The organism is Bacillus sp. NPDC094106, assembly GCF_044764345.1.
Taxonomy (GTDB): Bacteria; Bacillota; Bacilli; order Bacillales; family Bacillaceae_G; genus Bacillus_A.
The window spans coordinates 17732-35736 of sequence record NZ_JBIWHY010000023.1; the positions used below are offsets into that span (position 1 = coordinate 17732).

16 protein-coding genes and 1 other annotated feature are annotated in these 18005 nt (G+C 40.9%); all 16 genes read left to right on the plus strand.

Annotated elements, in window-relative coordinates; translation table 11 throughout:
* Positions 1-71: 71 nt before the first annotated feature.
* The gene (gene rplK, locus ACIQ7L_RS24440) at positions 72-497 is read left to right on the plus strand and encodes a 50S ribosomal protein L11 (RefSeq protein ID WP_001085872.1); all 426 of its coding nucleotides are present in this window, start codon (positions 72-74) and stop codon (positions 495-497) included.
* Between the two features lie 181 nt (positions 498-678).
* Positions 679-1371 carry a 50S ribosomal protein L1 gene (gene rplA / locus ACIQ7L_RS24445; protein WP_400572365.1) on the plus strand — a complete coding sequence of 231 codons (693 nt, stop codon included), beginning with the start codon at positions 679-681 and terminating at the stop codon, positions 1369-1371.
* 49 nt (positions 1372-1420) lie between these two features.
* Positions 1421-1564: a sequence feature (ribosomal protein L10 leader region), on the plus strand.
* A gap of 40 nt (positions 1565-1604) precedes the next feature.
* Complete coding sequence (gene rplJ, locus ACIQ7L_RS24450; RefSeq protein ID WP_097898942.1) at positions 1605-2105, plus strand: 50S ribosomal protein L10; 501 nt, start codon at positions 1605-1607, stop codon at positions 2103-2105.
* Between the two features lie 67 nt (positions 2106-2172).
* The gene (rplL, locus tag ACIQ7L_RS24455) at positions 2173-2532 is read left to right on the plus strand and encodes a 50S ribosomal protein L7/L12 (protein ID WP_000159736.1); all 360 of its coding nucleotides are present in this window, start codon (positions 2173-2175) and stop codon (positions 2530-2532) included.
* 76 nt (positions 2533-2608) lie between these two features.
* Positions 2609-3208 carry a class I SAM-dependent methyltransferase gene (locus ACIQ7L_RS24460; protein WP_400572367.1) on the plus strand — a complete coding sequence of 200 codons (600 nt, stop codon included), beginning with the start codon at positions 2609-2611 and terminating at the stop codon, positions 3206-3208.
* Between the two features lie 289 nt (positions 3209-3497).
* Entirely contained in the window at positions 3498-7028 is a 3531-nt protein-coding gene (gene rpoB / locus ACIQ7L_RS24465; RefSeq protein WP_097898940.1) for a DNA-directed RNA polymerase subunit beta, read from the plus strand.
* Positions 7029-7065: 37 nt separating this feature from the next.
* Positions 7066-10680, plus strand: a complete 3615-nt coding sequence (gene rpoC / locus ACIQ7L_RS24470) for a DNA-directed RNA polymerase subunit beta' (RefSeq protein ID WP_400572368.1) — start codon at positions 7066-7068, stop codon at positions 10678-10680.
* Positions 10681-10793: 113 nt separating this feature from the next.
* Positions 10794-11042 (plus strand): ribosomal L7Ae/L30e/S12e/Gadd45 family protein, encoded by a 249-nt coding sequence (locus tag ACIQ7L_RS24475; RefSeq protein WP_097898938.1) that lies wholly within the window; start codon positions 10794-10796, stop codon positions 11040-11042.
* Between the two features lie 115 nt (positions 11043-11157).
* Entirely contained in the window at positions 11158-11580 is a 423-nt protein-coding gene (gene rpsL / locus ACIQ7L_RS24480) for a 30S ribosomal protein S12 (RefSeq protein ID WP_001142341.1), read from the plus strand.
* Positions 11581-11609: 29 nt separating this feature from the next.
* The gene (gene rpsG, locus ACIQ7L_RS24485; protein ID WP_003194344.1) at positions 11610-12080 is read left to right on the plus strand and encodes a 30S ribosomal protein S7; all 471 of its coding nucleotides are present in this window, start codon (positions 11610-11612) and stop codon (positions 12078-12080) included.
* A 210-nt stretch (positions 12081-12290) separates the two neighbouring features.
* Complete coding sequence (gene fusA, locus ACIQ7L_RS24490) at positions 12291-14369, plus strand: elongation factor G (RefSeq protein ID WP_400572371.1); 2079 nt, start codon at positions 12291-12293, stop codon at positions 14367-14369.
* A 117-nt stretch (positions 14370-14486) separates the two neighbouring features.
* The gene (tuf, locus tag ACIQ7L_RS24495) at positions 14487-15674 is read left to right on the plus strand and encodes an elongation factor Tu (RefSeq protein WP_400572373.1); all 1188 of its coding nucleotides are present in this window, start codon (positions 14487-14489) and stop codon (positions 15672-15674) included.
* A gap of 388 nt (positions 15675-16062) precedes the next feature.
* A complete protein-coding gene (rpsJ, locus tag ACIQ7L_RS24500; protein ID WP_001040596.1) occupies positions 16063-16371 on the plus strand; it encodes a 30S ribosomal protein S10 in 309 nt (102 codons plus the stop codon).
* Between the two features lie 34 nt (positions 16372-16405).
* On the plus strand, positions 16406-17038 hold the full coding sequence (gene rplC, locus ACIQ7L_RS24505; RefSeq protein ID WP_400572375.1) for a 50S ribosomal protein L3: 633 nt from the start codon (positions 16406-16408) through the stop codon (positions 17036-17038).
* Positions 17039-17063: 25 nt separating this feature from the next.
* Positions 17064-17687 (plus strand): 50S ribosomal protein L4, encoded by a 624-nt coding sequence (gene rplD / locus ACIQ7L_RS24510; RefSeq protein WP_001127261.1) that lies wholly within the window; start codon positions 17064-17066, stop codon positions 17685-17687.
* Positions 17687-17977, plus strand: a complete 291-nt coding sequence (rplW, locus tag ACIQ7L_RS24515; protein ID WP_003194353.1) for a 50S ribosomal protein L23 — start codon at positions 17687-17689, stop codon at positions 17975-17977. Before rplD ends, rplW begins: the two co-directional genes overlap by 1 nt.
* Positions 17978-18005: the final 28 nt, after the last annotated feature.

Below are 18005 nucleotides of genomic sequence, written 5' to 3' on the forward strand. Positions count from 1 at the left end.
GATAAAATATGAAGTGGGAGGACAAATCATTGTCCAATTGACCACATCACGGACTTAAGGAGGTGTGTCTCGTGGCTAAAAAGGTAATTAAAATGGTAAAACTTCAAATTCCTGCAGGTAAAGCTAACCCAGCTCCACCAGTTGGTCCAGCATTAGGACAAGCGGGTGTTAACATCATGGGCTTCTGTAAAGAGTTCAACGCTCGTACAGCAGATCAAGCTGGTCTTATCATTCCTGTTGAAATTACGGTATTCGAAGACCGTTCATTCACTTTCATTACTAAAACTCCTCCTGCTGCTGTTCTTCTTAAGAAAGTAGCTGGTATCGAGTCTGGTTCTGGTGAACCAAATCGTAATAAAGTGGCAACTGTTAAGCGTGATAAAGTACGCGAAATCGCTGAAACTAAAATGCCTGACCTTAACGCTGCTAGCGTAGAAGCTGCAATGCGTATGGTTGAAGGTACTGCACGCAGTATGGGCATCGTTATCGAAGACTAATTCGATTTGTTTTTTGTAAAGAAGGTTGCGGGTCTGGAATTCCAATTCGCAACCTTTATTATCGTAAATGAGTATCGTTTTTAAATAAATGGATGGGCGCGCATCCTCGGGGTTTTCCCGGAATGAAGGCGTAAACGTGGGAGGTTATTCCGCTAAAACCACATTCAAGGAGGAAATAAACATGGCTAAAAGAGGTAAAAAGTACGTAGAAGCTGCGAAGCTTGTTGATCGTGCAACTGCTTACTCTGCAACAGAAGCAGTAGAATTAGTAAAGAAAACAAACACAGCTAAATTTGATGCAACTGTAGAAGCTGCATTCCGTTTAGGTGTTGATCCTAAGAAAGCTGACCAACAAATTCGTGGTGCAGTTGTTCTTCCACACGGTACTGGTAAAGTACAACGTGTATTAGTATTCGCTAAAGGTGAAAAAGCAAAAGAAGCTGAAGCTGCTGGTGCTAACTTCGTAGGCGATACTGATTACATCGGTAAAATCCAACAAGGTTGGTTCGATTTCGATGTAGTAGTAGCAACTCCGGACATGATGGGTGAAGTTGGTAAACTTGGTCGCGTATTAGGACCTAAAGGTTTAATGCCAAACCCTAAAACTGGAACAGTTACTTTCGATGTAACAAAAGCTGTTAACGAAATCAAGGCTGGTAAAGTTGAATACCGCGTTGATAAAGCTGGTAACATCCATGTTCCAATCGGTAAAGTATCTTTCGAAGATGCAAAATTAGTAGAAAACTTCAAAACAATTGCTGACACGCTATTAAAAGCTAAACCAGCTGCTGCAAAAGGTACTTACATGAAGAACGCAACTGTTGCTTCTACAATGGGACCTGGCGTACGTGTAGACGTTTCTACAATCGCGTAAAAATTGGAAGTTGACTTCATAAAGAAGTTTTAATATAATCATTTATGTTGTGAATTTAAATAGTGTACCGTAGACAGTAGGTGCCAATTTGGCTTAATTTCCTACCTAGGTGTTAATATACGAAACGGAATTTTTTTCTGTGACTATATGCCTCCATGTCTACAATTGGGCATGGAGGTTTTTTAGTGCACTGTCGGTACATCTTCTATATAATCTACAGGAGGTGTAATAACATGAGCAAAGCAATCGAAACTAAACAACAAGTTGTGACTGAAATCGCTGAAAAACTTCGCGAAAGTAAATCTACAATCGTTGTTGACTACCGTGGTTTAACAGTATCTGAAGCAACTGAATTACGTAAAAACTTACGTGAAGCTGGCGTTGAGTTCAAAGTTTACAAAAACTCTTTAACTCGTCGTGCTGCAGAGTCTGTTGAAATGGCTGAGTTAAACGAATTCTTAACAGGACCAAACGCAATCGCATTCAGTAACGAGGATGTAGTTGCTCCTGCGAAAGTATTAAACGACTTCGCTAAAGATCATGAAGCTTTAGAAATTAAAGCAGGCGTAATCGAAGGTAAACTTGTAACACTTGATGAGGTTAAAGCTATCGCTACTCTTCCATCACGTGAAGGCTTACTTTCTATGCTTCTTAGCGTTCTTCAAGCTCCAATCCGTAATCTTGCACTTGCTACTAAAGCAGTTGCAGATCAAAAGGAAGAGCAAGGCGCTTAATTTTTTAAAAGATAATTACGTATTATCGATACAACAATACAAACCTATTTAAGGGAGGATATTTACAATGACTAAAGAACAAATCATTGAAGCAGTTAAATCTATGACTGTATTAGAACTTAACGACTTAGTAAAAGCTATCGAGGAAGAATTCGGCGTAACTGCTGCTGCTCCTGTAGCTGTTGCTGGTGGCGCTGGAGAAGCTGCTGCTGAGAAAACTGAATTTGATGTGGAACTAACTAGCGCTGGTGCACAAAAAATCAAAGTTATCAAAGTTGTTCGTGAAATCACTGGTCTTGGCTTAAAAGAAGCTAAAGAATTAGTTGACAACACTCCAAAAGTAATCAAAGAAGCTGCTGCTAAAGAAGAAGCTGAAGAAATCAAAGCTAAACTTGAAGAAGTTGGCGCTGCTGTAGAAGTTAAGTAATTAACTTTTGATGCTTTAAAAAAAGCTCGCTCTCATGCGAGCTTTTTTTTTAACTGTAAAGAAAAGAGGTGGCCATATGGCAGACCATTATTTTTCTAACGACCCTTCTAGTAAAAGTGATCGTAAACGATGGGAATTTGCACTTCGTGGATCGCGGTTTGTTTTTTTATCTGACCATGGGGTGTTTTCGAAAAACGAGGTGGACTTTGGTTCTCGTCTTTTAATTGAAGCGTTTCAAATGCCGGATATCAAAGGCGATGTATTAGATGTCGGATGTGGATACGGTCCAATCGGCTTATCATTGGCGAAAGAGTTTCAGGAGCGTAGTGTTCACATGGTGGATGTGAATGAAAGGGCACTTGGGCTTGCGAAAGAAAATGCGGTTAATAACAAAGTTGCAAACGTTCGTATTTTTCAAAGTAGCGTCTATGAAAATGTAGATGGCAAGTATGCTGCTATTCTATCTAATCCGCCGATTCGTGCTGGTAAGCATATCGTACATGAGATTTTAGAAGAAGCTGCCCATCATCTAGTACCGGGTGGAGAACTTTGGATTGTTATTCAAAAGAAACAAGGTGCACCATCTGCACTTAAAAAACTAGAGGAAACATTTTCTGAAGTCGAAGTTGTAGAAAAGAAAAAAGGATATTATATCATAAAATCAAAAAAACGTTGACGGTTTTTTTTGGCTATGTTACCATTATAAAATGCCAATATATGATTTTCTGCGTTGAGAAAGATGTATATTTTTGCTTCTCTTGGAAAAGATAGTAAAATCAGCAGATTATGAAACAGAATGATGGTTTTCTTATAGAAGCCATTTTTCTTTTTTGAACAGGTAGAAAGACTCAACGTATCTATCTTTGAGAGAAAAAGCTACGCTACTAGCGTTAGCTGTATTTATTTGTGATTTTGCACAATTTTTTTGTGCATTTATAATACTCATGATTTGAGGGGTGAAGCAGTTGACAGGTCAACTAGTTCAATACGGACGCCACCGCCAACGAAGAAGTTATGCCCGTATTAGTGAAGTATTAGAGTTACCAAATCTTATCGAAATTCAAACCTCTTCTTATCAGTGGTTTCTTGATGAGGGTTTGCGAGAAATGTTCCAAGACATTTCTCCGATTGAAGACTTTACGGGAAATCTATCGCTTGAATTTATCGACTACAGTTTAGGTGAACCGAAATACTCTGTAGAAGAATGCAAAGAGCGTGATGTGACGTACGCAGCACCACTTCGTGTGAAAGTTCGTCTAATCAACAAAGAAACTGGTGAAGTAAAAGAACAAGATGTGTTCATGGGAGATTTCCCACTCATGACAGAGACTGGAACATTCGTAATTAACGGTGCAGAACGTGTTATCGTTTCCCAGTTAGTTCGCTCTCCAAGCGTATACTATAGTGGCAAAGTGGATAAAAACGGAAAGCGTGGTTTTACTGCTACTGTAATTCCAAACCGCGGAGCTTGGTTAGAGTATGAAACAGATGCTAAGGATGTTGTATATGTGCGTATCGACCGTACGCGTAAACTTCCTGTAACTGTTTTGTTACGCGCATTAGGGTTTGGCTCTGATCAAGAAATCACCGAGCTTTTAGGTGATAACGAATACTTAAGCAATACGCTAGAAAAAGACAACACAGACAGCACAGAAAAAGCATTGCTTGAAATTTATGAGCGTCTACGTCCAGGTGAACCACCAACAGTAGAAAATGCAAAAAGCTTGCTTGTTTCGCGTTTCTTTGATCCAAAGCGCTATGATTTAGCAAATGTAGGTCGCTATAAGATCAACAAAAAGCTACACATTAAAAACAGATTGTTTAACCAACGCTTAGCTGAAACATTAGTAGATCCAGAAACTGGAGAGATTTTAGCGGCAGAAGGAACAGTCTTAGATCGCCGTACACTAGATCGCATTTTACCTTACTTAGAGAAAAACATTGGATTCAAAACAGCGAAACCAATGGGTGGAGTGGTAGAAGGCGATGTTGAGCTGCAATCTATTAAGATTTATGCTCCAGAGTCAGACGGTGAACGTTCTATCAATGTAATTGGGAATGCAAACATCACTCGTGACATAAAACACATCACACCAGGTGATATTCTTGCTTCTATTAGTTACTTCTTTAACCTGCTATACAAAGTAGGGGATACAGATGATATTGACCATTTAGGAAATCGTCGTCTGCGTTCTGTAGGGGAACTATTACAAAACCAATTCCGTATCGGTCTTTCTCGTATGGAACGTGTTGTTCGTGAGAGAATGTCGATCCAAGATACAAATGCAATTACACCGCAGGCGTTAATTAACATTCGTCCGGTTATTGCATCTATTAAAGAGTTCTTCGGAAGTTCTCAGTTATCTCAGTTCATGGATCAAACGAATCCATTAGCAGAGTTAACACATAAACGAAGACTATCTGCATTAGGACCCGGTGGTTTAACACGTGAGCGTGCAGGCTTTGAAGTACGTGACGTTCACTATTCTCACTATGGTCGTATGTGTCCGATTGAAACGCCAGAGGGACCAAATATCGGTTTGATTAACTCGTTATCTTCCTTCGCGAAAGTAAATGAGTTTGGTTTCATTGAAACACCATACCGTCGTGTTGATCCAGAAACTGGTCGTGTAACGGGCCATGTTGATTACTTAACAGCAGATGAAGAAGATAATTATGTTGTAGCCCAAGCGAATATGAAGTTATCTGAAGAAGGAGAATTCCTTGATGAAGATATCGTAGCTCGTTTCCGTGGTGAAAACATTGTCACAAATAAAGAACGTATCGACTACATGGATGTATCTCCAAAACAAGTAGTGTCCGCAGCGACAGCTTGTATACCGTTCTTAGAAAACGATGACTCCAACCGTGCACTTATGGGTGCGAACATGCAACGTCAGGCGGTTCCGTTAATGAATCCGGAATCTCCGATTGTAGGTACAGGTATGGAGTATGTATCAGCAAAAGACTCAGGTGCTGCAGTAATTTGTAAACACCCTGGTGTTGTTGAACGCGTAGAAGCACGTGAAGTTTGGGTACGTCGCTATGTAGAAGTTGACGGTCAAAAAGTAAAAGGCGATTTAGATCGCTACAAAATGTTGAAATTCATTCGTTCTAACCAAGGAACATGTTACAACCAACGTCCAATCGTAAGTGTTGGCGATCAAGTTGTAAAAGGTGAGATCCTTGCGGATGGTCCTTCTATGGAAAAAGGTGAACTAGCACTTGGACGTAACGTGCTTGTTGGCTTTATGACATGGGACGGTTATAACTACGAGGATGCGATCATTATGAGTGAGCGCCTTGTAAAAGATGATGTGTACACTTCTATCCATATTGAAGAATATGAATCAGAAGCTCGTGATACGAAGCTTGGACCAGAAGAAATCACACGTGATATTCCGAACGTTGGGGAAGATGCACTTCGCAACCTTGACGAGCGCGGTATTATTCGTGTCGGTGCTGAAGTAAAAGACGGAGATCTACTTGTTGGTAAAGTAACACCAAAAGGTGTAACGGAATTAACAGCAGAAGAACGTTTATTACATGCAATCTTCGGTGAGAAAGCGCGTGAAGTACGTGATACATCACTACGTGTACCACATGGTGGTGGCGGTATTATCTTAGACGTAAAAGTATTTAACCGTGAAGATGGCGATGAGTTGCCACCAGGTGTAAATCAACTTGTACGTGCATATATTGTTCAAAAACGTAAAATTTCTGAAGGTGACAAGATGGCCGGTCGTCACGGTAACAAAGGTGTTATCTCCCGTATTTTACCGGAAGAAGACATGCCGTACTTACCAGATGGCACACCAATCGATATCATGTTGAACCCATTAGGGGTACCATCTCGTATGAATATCGGTCAGGTATTAGAGCTTCACCTTGGTATGGCAGCAAGATACCTTGGCATCCATGTTGCAACACCAGTATTCGATGGTGCTCGTGAGGAAGATGTATGGGGTACAATTGAGGAAGCTGGTATGGCGAATGACGCGAAGACGATTCTATATGATGGACGTTCTGGTGAACCATTCGACAACCGTGTATCAGTTGGTGTCATGTACATGATTAAGCTTGCGCACATGGTTGACGATAAACTTCATGCTCGTTCTACTGGACCATACTCACTTGTAACGCAACAACCTCTTGGAGGTAAAGCACAGTTCGGTGGACAACGTTTCGGTGAGATGGAGGTTTGGGCACTTGAAGCTTACGGTGCTGCTTATACTCTTCAAGAAATCTTAACAGTGAAGTCTGACGATGTTGTCGGCCGCGTTAAGACATACGAAGCAATTGTTAAAGGCGAAAATGTTCCAGAACCAGGCGTTCCAGAATCATTCAAAGTATTGATTAAAGAACTGCAAAGTTTAGGTATGGACGTTAAAATGATGTCTAGCGACGATACAGAAATTGAAATGCGTGATACGGAAGATGATGAACAGCAATCCGCAGACAAATTAAATATCGAAGTTGAGGCAACTAAGGAATAATTGGGATAACCTGTAGACTAAAAGGGAGGTAGGCCCCTTGATAGATGTAAATAACTTTGAATATATGAAGATTGGACTTGCTTCACCTGACAAGATTCGCTCTTGGTCATATGGTGAAGTTAAGAAACCAGAAACAATTAACTATCGTACATTAAAGCCTGAAAAAGATGGCTTGTTCTGTGAGCGTATTTTTGGACCACAAAAGGACTGGGAATGTCATTGCGGAAAGTATAAACGTGTACGTTATAAAGGTGTAGTTTGTGATCGATGTGGCGTTGAAGTAACGCGTGCGAAAGTTCGTCGTGAACGTATGGGTCATATTGAATTAGCTGCTCCTGTATCTCATATTTGGTATTTCAAAGGTATCCCGAGCCGCATGGGACTTGTCTTAGACATGTCCCCTCGCGCGCTTGAAGAAGTAATTTATTTCGCTTCTTATGTTGTAACAGAAAGTGGAGATACACCACTTGATAAGAAGCAATTGCTTTCTGAAAAAGAATACCGTGCATATCGTGATCGATATGGTAGCACATTCCAAGCTGCTATGGGCGCAGAAGCGATTAAGAAGCTATTACAAGACATCGATTTAGATAAAGAAGTAGACTTCTTAAAAGAAGAATTAAAAACAGCACAAGGACAACGTCGTACTCGTGCTATTAAACGTCTAGAAGTATTAGAAGCATTCCGTAACTCTGGAAATCAGCCATCTTGGATGATTTTAGATGTTCTTCCAGTTATCCCACCAGAACTACGTCCAATGGTACAGTTAGATGGTGGACGTTTTGCAACTTCTGACTTAAACGACCTATACCGTCGTGTAATTAATCGTAACAACCGTTTAAAACGTCTATTGGACTTAGGTGCACCAAGCATTATCGTTCAAAACGAAAAACGTATGTTACAAGAAGCTGTAGATGCGTTAATCGATAACGGCCGCCGTGGTCGTCCAGTTACTGGACCAGGTAATCGTCCGTTAAAATCACTATCTCACATGCTGAAAGGTAAACAGGGACGTTTCCGTCAAAACTTATTAGGTAAACGTGTTGACTACTCTGGTCGTTCTGTAATCGTTGTAGGACCGAACTTAAAGATGTACCAATGTGGATTACCAAAAGAAATGGCGCTTGAACTGTTCAAACCTTTCGTTATGAAAGAGTTAGTGGGAAAAGGGTTAGCACACAACATTAAGAGTGCGAAACGTAAAATCGAGCGTGTACAACCTGAAGTTTGGGATGTTTTAGAATCTGTGATTAAAGAGCATCCAGTACTTCTAAACCGTGCTCCAACACTTCACCGTCTTGGTATCCAAGCGTTCGAACCTACATTAGTAGAAGGACGCGCAATCCGTCTTCATCCACTTGTATGTACTGCATACAACGCGGACTTTGACGGTGACCAAATGGCGGTTCACGTTCCGTTATCATCAGAAGCACAAGCTGAAGCGCGTCTTCTTATGTTAGCGGCACAAAACATCTTGAACCCGAAAGATGGAAAACCAGTTGTTACACCATCTCAGGATATGGTATTAGGTAACTACTACCTAACACTTGAGCGTGAGGGTGCAATTGGTGAAGGTATGGTGTTCAAAGATACAAATGAAGCAGTGCTTGCGTACCAAAATGGATATGTACATCTTCATACTCGTGTCGCAGTTGCTGCAAGCTCAGTGAATAACAATGAAACATTTACTGAAGAGCAAAAGAGCAAGCTTCTATTAACAACAGTTGGTAAATTAATATTTAACGAAATCTTACCGAAGTCGTTCCCTTATATTAACGAGCCAACAAATTCAAACCTTGAAAAAGAAACACCAGCGGAGTATTTCGTTGAAAAAGGTGCGAACATTAGAGAGATTATTGCTAGTCGCGAAGAAGTGGCACCATTTAGCAAGAAAATCCTTGGTAACATCATTGCGGAAGTGTTTAAACGTTTCCAAATTACAGAAACGTCTCGCATGCTTGACCGTATGAAAAACTTAGGATTTAAACATTCTACAAAAGCTGGTATTACAGTTGGGGTAGCAGATATTCTTGTATTAGGTGAAAAAGATGAAATTCTCCACGAAGCACAAGCAAAAGTAGATAAAGTAATTAAACAATTCCGTCGCGGTTTAATCACGGAAGAAGAACGTTACGATCGCGTTATCTCTATTTGGAGTAATGCGAAAGATGTTATCCAAGGAAAACTGATGAAATCCTTGAATAAGCGCAACCCAATCTTTATGATGAGTGACTCTGGTGCCCGTGGTAACGCATCGAACTTCACTCAGCTTGCTGGTATGCGTGGTTTGATGGCCAACCCATCTGGTCGTATCATCGAACTTCCAATCAAATCAAGTTTCCGTGAAGGTTTAACAGTACTTGAGTACTTCATCTCTACGCATGGTGCGCGTAAAGGTCTTGCCGATACAGCACTTAAGACTGCCGATTCTGGTTACTTAACACGTCGTCTTGTAGACGTTGCACAAGATGTAATCGTCCGTGAAGATGATTGTGGAACAGATCGTGGTTTACTAATTGGTGCGATTAAAGAGGGTAATGAAGTTATCGAGTCATTATATGATCGTCTTGTTGGACGTTTTGCAAGAAAAACTGTAAAACATCCTGAAACAGGTGAAGTATTAGTTCGTGAAAATGAATTAATTACTGAAGATATCGCTCACATCGTTGAAAACTCAGGTGTGGGAACAGTAAACATCCGTTCAGCGTTTACATGTAACACTCGCCATGGTGTATGTAAGAAATGTTACGGTCGTAACTTAGCAACTGGAACAGACGTAGAAGTAGGGGAAGCGGTAGGTATTATCGCAGCTCAATCTATCGGTGAGCCAGGTACACAGTTAACGATGCGTACATTCCATACAGGTGGGGTTGCCGGAGATGATATCACACAAGGTTTACCTCGTATCCAAGAGATCTTCGAAGCTCGTAATCCGAAAGGTCAGGCAGTTATCAGTGAAATCGACGGTGTTATCGCGGCGATCAACGATGTTAAAGATCGTCAAGAGGTTGTTGTACAGGGTGAGGTTGAAGCTCGCACGTATGCAATTCCTTACGGTGCTCGTCTGAAAGTAGCTCTAGGACAACAAATTAGTCACGGAAAAGAGTTAACAGAAGGTTCTATTGATCCGAAAGAATTACTAAAAGTAACAGATATTACATCAGTTCAAGAATACTTACTACGTGAAGTTCAAAAAGTATACCGTATGCAAGGGGTAGAAATTGGTGACAAGCACGTAGAGGTAATGGTACGTCAAATGCTTCGCAAAGTTCGTGTAAGCGATGCGGGCGAAACAGATGTATTACCTGGAACATTACTGGATATCCATCAGTTTACTGATGCGAATGCAAAAGTACTGCTTAAAGGTAAACAGCCAGCAACAGCGAGACCAGTTCTTCTTGGTATTACGAAAGCTTCGCTTGAAACAGATTCATTCTTATCAGCAGCGTCGTTCCAAGAAACAACTCGCGTTCTAACAGATGCAGCAATTAAAGGCAAGCGCGATGAGCTTCTAGGATTGAAAGAAAATGTTATTATCGGTAAACTTGTTCCTGCTGGAACTGGTATGAATCGTTATCGTAAAGTCGATCTTGTTAAAACAACACAAGACGACATGAATGTAGAAAACGATGAAGTTTACGTGGAACAGTAAAATTTTCCGTCGTAAATTTTGTATAAAAACAGATAATCCTAGTTGACATTGTATGAGTCAAAATGTTACTATAAGCAAGGTTGCTCCTGAACGATGCTTTGGAGGATATGTATATGTCTTATCAAAAAGTATCAAATGCTGAAAATGTAGTCGTTGGTCATAAACGGACATTGGAAGCAATCAAAAATGGTACAGTTAAAGAAGTTGTCATTGCAGAAGATGCTGATATGCGGTTAACCCATATTATTGCTCGCACTGCGTTGCAACATAACGTGCCCATAACCAAAGTTGAATCAGTTCGTAAGCTTGGAAAAGCTTCGGGGATTCAAGTAGGAGCTTCAGCAATAGGAATAATAAGTTAAAACTGTTTTTGTGAGGAGAGAGCATTTGCTCTCCCTTGCAAAAACTTTGTTTTCAACTAATAATGAACCACCTGGATATGTGGTCATACAAACATGCGAAGGGAGGATAAATCAAATGCCTACTATTAACCAATTAGTGAGAAATGGTCGTACTGATAAAGTATGGAAATCTAAATCACCTGCGTTAAACAAAGGTTTCAACTCTTTAAAGAAAAAATCAACTGATATCTCTGCACCTCAAAAACGTGGTGTATGTACTCGTGTTGGTACAATGACTCCAAAGAAACCGAACTCAGCGTTACGTAAATACGCTCGTGTACGTTTAACAAACGGTATCGAGGTTACTGCTTACATCCCAGGTATCGGTCATAATCTACAAGAGCATAGCGTAGTATTAATTCGCGGTGGTCGTGTAAAGGATTTACCAGGGGTACGTTACCACATCGTTCGTGGTGCGCTTGACACAGCTGGTGTTGACAAACGTATGCAAGGACGTTCTAAATATGGTACTAAGAGACCAAAACCTGCTAAAAAATAATAAACTTAAAATGAAAGGAGGAACTCAATATGCCTCGTAAAGGACCTGTTGCGAAACGTGACGTGTTACCAGATCCAATGTACAATTCTAAACTTGTAACACGCCTAATCAACAAAATGATGGTTGACGGTAAAAAAGGTAAATCTCAAACAATTCTTTATAACGCGTTCGATATCGTTCGTGAACGTGCTGGTAAAGAACCAATGGAAGTATTCGAGCAAGCTCTTAAGAACATCATGCCTGTTCTTGAAGTACGCGCTCGTCGTGTTGGTGGTGCTAACTACCAAGTTCCAGTTGAGGTTCGTCCAGAACGCCGTACAACTTTAGGTCTTCGCTGGTTAGTAAACTACGCTCGTCTTCGTGGTGAAAAAACTATGGAAGAGCGTTTAGCTTACGAAATCTTAGATGCAGCTAACAATGCTGGTGCATCTGTTAAGAAACGTGAAGACACTCATAAAATGGCAGAAGCTAACAAAGCATTTGCTCATTACCGTTGGTAGGATTCAACGTAAAATAAATTGTAAGCATAAACCGCTTTATTTGTCGCTTATGGAAGTGTGGAGAGGGAGAATGCCTCTCCCTTTCAATGGGCGCTCGTTTTACATAATGAGGGTACTGAACATACTGACATATGTAACAAAATAAAGTGGCTTTTTTGCTACTTAAAATAAAAATAATCCAATCCATATATGGAAGGAGCAAGACACCAAATGGGAAGAGAGTTCTCTTTAGAAAACACTCGTAATATTGGTATCATGGCTCACATCGATGCTGGTAAAACAACAGCAACTGAACGTATCCTGTACTATACAGGCCGTATTCATAAAATCGGTGAAACTCACGAAGGTGCATCTCAGATGGACTGGATGGAGCAAGAGCAAGAGCGTGGTATCACAATTACTTCTGCTGCAACTACAGCTCAATGGAAAGGTCACCGTGTAAACATCATTGACACTCCAGGACACGTAGACTTCACAGTAGAAGTAGAACGTTCTTTACGCGTACTTGATGGTGCGGTAGCAGTACTTGATGCACAATCTGGTGTAGAACCACAAACAGAAACTGTTTGGCGTCAGGCTACTACTTACGGCGTACCTCGTATCGTATTCGTTAACAAAATGGATAAAATCGGTGCAGATTTCTTATACTCTGTAGGAACAATCCACGATCGTTTACAAGCAAACGCACACCCAATTCAGTTACCAATCGGTGCTGAGGACGAGTTCAATGGTATCATTGACCTTGTTGAAGAGTGTGCTTACATGTACGGTAACGATTTAGGAACAGACATCGAGCGTGTTGAAATTCCTGAAGAGCACAAAGAACTAGCTGAAGAATACCGTGGAAAACTTATTGAAGCGGTAGCTGAGCTTGATGAAGAAATGATGATGAAGTACCTAGAAGGTGAAGAAATCACTGTAGAAGAGCTTAAAGCTGGTATCCGTAAGGCTACAACTTCTGTTGAATTCTTCCCAGTAATCTGTGGTTCTGCATTCAAAAATAAAGGTGTTCAAATTCTGTTAGATGCAGTTATCGACTACCTACCGTCTCCATTAGATGTACCTGCTATTAAAGGTACTCTTCCAGATACAGACGAAGAAGTAGAACGTCATTCTAGCGATGAAGAGCCTTTCGCAGCATTAGCATTCAAAATCATGACTGACCCTTATGTTGGTAAGTTAACATTCTTCCGTGTGTACTCTGGTGTGTTAAACTCTGGATCATACGTGAAAAACTCAACTAAAGGTAAGCGTGAGCGTGTAGGTCGTATCCTACAAATGCACGCAAACAGCCGTGAAGAGATTTCAACAGTTTACGCTGGTGACATCGCTGCTGCTGTAGGTTTAAAAGATACTACTACTGGTGATACTCTTTGTGACGAGAAGAGCCTTGTTATCCTTGAGTCTATGGAATTCCCAGAGCCAGTAATTTCTGTAGCTATCGAACCAAAATCTAAAGCTGACCAAGATAAAATGGGTACAGCATTATCTAAGCTTTCTGAAGAAGATCCAACATTCCGTGCTCACACTGACCAAGAAACTGGCCAAACAATCATCGCTGGTATGGGTGAACTTCACCTTGATATCATCGTTGACCGTATGCGCCGTGAATTCAAAGTAGAAGCAAACGTTGGTGCTCCTCAGGTAGCATACCGTGAGACTTTCCGCGCTGCTGCGAAAGTTGAAGGTAAGTTCGCTCGTCAATCTGGTGGTCGTGGACAATTCGGTCACGTTTGGATTGAGTTTGAACCTAATGAAGAAGGTAAAGGATTCGAATTCGAAAACAAGATCGTCGGTGGTGTAGTTCCACGTGAATACATCCCAGCTGTTGGAGCAGGTCTTGAAGATGCACTTAAAAATGGTGTACTAGCTGGTTATCCACTAGTTGACATTAAAGCTGCATTAGTTGACGGATCTTACCATGATGTTGACTCCTCTGAGATGGCGTTCAAAATCGCTGCATCTATGGCGCTTAAAGCTGCGGTTTCTAAATGTAGCCCAGTAATTCTTGAGCCAATGATGAAAGTTGAAGTTGTAATTCCTGAAGAGTACATGGGTGACATTATGGGTGACGTAACATCTCGTCGTGGACGTGTAGAAGGTATGGAAGCTCGCGGTAACGCACAAGTTGTTCGCGCTATGGTTCCACTTTCTGAAATGTTCGGTTATGCAACGTCATTACGTTCTAACACTCAAGGACGCGGAACATTCTCAATGACATTTGATCATTATGAAGAAGTACCAAAGTCTGTTTCAGAAGAAATTATTAAAAAAAATAAAGGTGAATAATTGATTTTTATCGATTGTTCAAGTATAACTACTTATGTAAGCTTAGAAAGTGAGGCTTAAGTCTCACTTTCTAGTCTAAATATAAAATAACCTATATAAACTAAGGAGGAATTTAGAATGGCTAAAGCTAAATTCGAACGTTCTAAACCCCATGTTAACATCGGTACAATCGGCCACGTTGACCATGGTAAAACTACATTAACTGCTGCGATCACTACAGTTCTTGCAAAAGCTGGTGGTGCTGAAGCACGCGGATACGACCAAATCGATGCTGCTCCAGAAGAAAGAGAGCGCGGTATCACAATCTCAACTGCACACGTTGAGTACGAAACTGAAACTCGTCACTATGCACACGTTGACTGCCCAGGACATGCTGACTATGTTAAAAACATGATCACTGGTGCTGCTCAAATGGACGGCGGTATCTTAGTAGTATCTGCTGCTGATGGCCCAATGCCTCAAACACGTGAGCACATCCTTCTTTCTCGTCAAGTAGGTGTTCCTTACATCGTTGTATTCTTAAACAAATGCGACATGGTAGACGACGAAGAATTATTAGAATTAGTAGAAATGGAAGTTCGCGATCTATTATCTGAATATGGCTTCCCAGGCGATGACATCCCTGTAGTTAAAGGTTCTGCTCTTAAAGCTCTTCAAGGCGAAGCTGAGTGGGAAGAAAAAATCATCGAATTAATGGCTGAAGTTGATGCTTACATCCCAACTCCAGAACGTGAAACTGACAAACCATTCTTAATGCCTATCGAGGATGTATTCTCTATCACAGGTCGTGGTACAGTTGCAACTGGTCGCGTAGAGCGCGGTGTAGTTAAAGTTGGTGACGTAGTAGAAATCATCGGTCTTGCTGAAGAGAATGCTACTACAACTGTAACTGGTGTAGAAATGTTCCGTAAGCTTCTTGACCAAGCTCAAGCTGGAGACAACATCGGTGCTTTACTTCGTGGGGTTGCTCGTGAAGACATCCAACGTGGACAAGTTCTTGCTAAAACTGGCTCTGTAAAAGCTCACGCTAAATTCAAAGCTGAAGTTTTCGTTTTATCTAAAGAAGAAGGTGGACGTCACACTCCATTCTTCGCTAACTACCGTCCGCAATTCTACTTCCGTACAACTGACGTAACTGGTATCATCCAATTACCAGAAGGTACTGAAATGGTAATGCCTGGTGACAACATCGAAATGACTATCGAACTTATCGCTCCAATCGCAATCGAAGAGGGAACTAAGTTCTCTATTCGTGAAGGTGGACGTACTGTAGGTTATGGCGTAGTTGCAACTATCGTTGAGTAATCTCAACTGATATATGAAACCCAAGGGATTTTCCCTTGGGTTTTTTATATATAGAAGAAAGAGTGTTTTTTAATTTTTGACGAGTTTCTTCTATAGTATATAAATCGTAAAAATAGATAATCCAAAAACTGTAAAAAGAATTGTGACAGATGAAAACTTGAAATTCTTTAAAGTGCCATGTATAATAGCAAAAGTAGAGAAAAGTAGATGCAAACAAAAAGATGCTTGCATCTAGACGAATAACATTGTATAATAGACAATGTTGGTCTTTGACTGCGATGAAGTGGAAGGTTGCTGACACACCCGGCCGCTTTGCCATGGCATGGTGTGGGGAAATTTCCATGGAGAAGGTCTATTTTAGAAATAGGCGAACGAAGGAGGGAAAATAATGGCAAAAGAAAAAATCCGTATCCGTTTAAAAGCTTACGATCACCGTATTCTTGATCAGTCAGCTGAGAAAATTGTAGAAACAGCTAAGCGTTCTGGGGCAACAGTTTCTGGTCCGATCCCATTACCAACTGAAAAAACTGTTTACACAATTCTTCGTGCTGTTCATAAGTACAAAGATTCTCGTGAGCAATTCGAAATGCGCACGCACAAACGTCTAATCGACATCGTGAGTCCTACTCCGCAAACAGTAGATTCATTAATGCGTTTAGATTTACCATCTGGTGTAGATATCGAAATCAAACTATAATTCATATAACTTAAAAATGTAGGAGGTGTAACTCATGACCAAAGGAATCTTAGGAAGAAAGATCGGTATGACTCAAGTATTTGCTGAAAACGGTGAGTTAATCCCAGTAACAGTAATCGCTGCGACTCCAAACGTTGTTCTTCAAAAGAAAACAACAGAAACTGACGGCTATAATGCAATTCAGTTAGGATTTGACGATAAACGTGAAAAGTTAACTAACAAACCTGAACAAGGCCACGCTGCTAAAGCATCTACTACTCCTAAGCGCTTCATTCGCGAAATCCGCGATGCAGACGTGGACGGATTAGAGGTTGGTCAAGAGGTAAAAGTTGAAGTTTTCACTGCAGGTGAAATCGTTGACGTAACAGGAATTTCTAAAGGTAAAGGTTTCCAAGGTGTTATTAAACGCCACGGACAATCTCGCGGACCTATGTCTCATGGTTCTCGCTATCACCGTCGTCCTGGTTCAATGGGCCCAGTTGCTCCGAACCGTGTATTCAAAGGTAAAAAACTTGCTGGACGTATGGGTGGAGACCAAGTTACAATCCAAAACTTAGAAATCGTTCAAGTTGACGCTGAGCGCAACTTATTACTAGTAAAAGGTAACGTTCCAGGTGCTAAGAAATCTCTTGTAGTTGTTCAAGGCGCTGTGAAGGTTAGTAAATAATTCACAATAGGAAGGAGGAATTCCAATGCCAAAAGTTACTGTATATAACCAAACTGGTTCACAGGTTGGTGAAATCGAATTAGCTGAAGCTATTTTCGGTATCGAACCAAATGAAGCTGTACTTTTCGAAGCTGTAATGATGCAACGTGCATCTTTACGTCAAGGTACACACAAAGTAAAAACTCGCTCTGAAGTGCGCGGTGGTGGTCGTAAACCATGGCGTCAAAAAGGAACTGGACGTGCTCGTCAAGGTTCTATCCGCTCTCCTCAATGGCGTGGTGGTGGTACGGTATTCGGACCTACACCAAGAAGCTATGCGTACAAACTTCCTAAGAAAGTTCGTCGCTTAGCTATTAAATCTGCATTAGCTACTAAAGTAGTTGAGAACAACATTGTAGTTCTTGAAGACCTAGTGTTAAATGCACCAAAAACAAAAGACATGGTAGCAGTACTTAAAGGATTAACTGTTGAAAAGAAAGCTCTTATCGTAACTGCTGATGCAAACGAATCTGTAGAGTTATCTGCTCGCAATATTCCTGGAGTAACAGTAATCACTGCTGATGGCGTAAACGTTTTAGACGTGCTTCATCATGATAAGCTAATCATGACAAAAGCGGCAGTGGAAAAAGTAGAGGAGGTGCTTGCATAATGAGAGATCCTCGTGATATCATTAAGCGCCCAGTTATCACTGAACGTTCTATGGAAATGATGGCTGAAAAAAAATACACGTTCGATGTGGACGTTAAATCTAATAAAACAGAAGTTAAAGATGCTGTAGAAGCGATCTTTGGTGTTAATGTAGACAAAGTAAATATCATGAACTACAAGCCGAAAGCAAAACGCGTTGGTCGTCACGCTGGTTTTACTAACCGTCGTCGTAAAGCAATCGTTAAGCTAACTGCTGACAGCAAAGAAATCGAAATCTTCCAAGGTGTTTAATTCTTACTAAAGAAGGAGGGAAATTGAG

Coding starts and splice junctions, on each gene's coding strand:
- rplA (WP_400572365.1), top strand. CDS start 679: ATGGCTAAAAGAGGTAAAAAGTACGTAGAAGCTGCGAAGCTTGTTGAT.
- rplJ (WP_097898942.1), top strand. CDS start 1,605: ATGAGCAAAGCAATCGAAACTAAACAACAAGTTGTGACTGAAATCGCT.
- rplL (WP_000159736.1), top strand. CDS start 2,173: ATGACTAAAGAACAAATCATTGAAGCAGTTAAATCTATGACTGTATTA.
- ACIQ7L_RS24460 (WP_400572367.1), top strand. CDS start 2,609: ATGGCAGACCATTATTTTTCTAACGACCCTTCTAGTAAAAGTGATCGT.
- ACIQ7L_RS24475 (WP_097898938.1), top strand. CDS start 10,794: ATGTCTTATCAAAAAGTATCAAATGCTGAAAATGTAGTCGTTGGTCAT.
- rpsL (WP_001142341.1), top strand. CDS start 11,158: ATGCCTACTATTAACCAATTAGTGAGAAATGGTCGTACTGATAAAGTA.
- rpsG (WP_003194344.1), top strand. CDS start 11,610: ATGCCTCGTAAAGGACCTGTTGCGAAACGTGACGTGTTACCAGATCCA.
- fusA (WP_400572371.1), top strand. CDS start 12,291: ATGGGAAGAGAGTTCTCTTTAGAAAACACTCGTAATATTGGTATCATG.
- tuf (WP_400572373.1), top strand. CDS start 14,487: ATGGCTAAAGCTAAATTCGAACGTTCTAAACCCCATGTTAACATCGGT.
- rpsJ (WP_001040596.1), top strand. CDS start 16,063: ATGGCAAAAGAAAAAATCCGTATCCGTTTAAAAGCTTACGATCACCGT.
- rplC (WP_400572375.1), top strand. CDS start 16,406: ATGACCAAAGGAATCTTAGGAAGAAAGATCGGTATGACTCAAGTATTT.
- rplD (WP_001127261.1), top strand. CDS start 17,064: ATGCCAAAAGTTACTGTATATAACCAAACTGGTTCACAGGTTGGTGAA.
- rplW (WP_003194353.1), top strand. CDS start 17,687: ATGAGAGATCCTCGTGATATCATTAAGCGCCCAGTTATCACTGAACGT.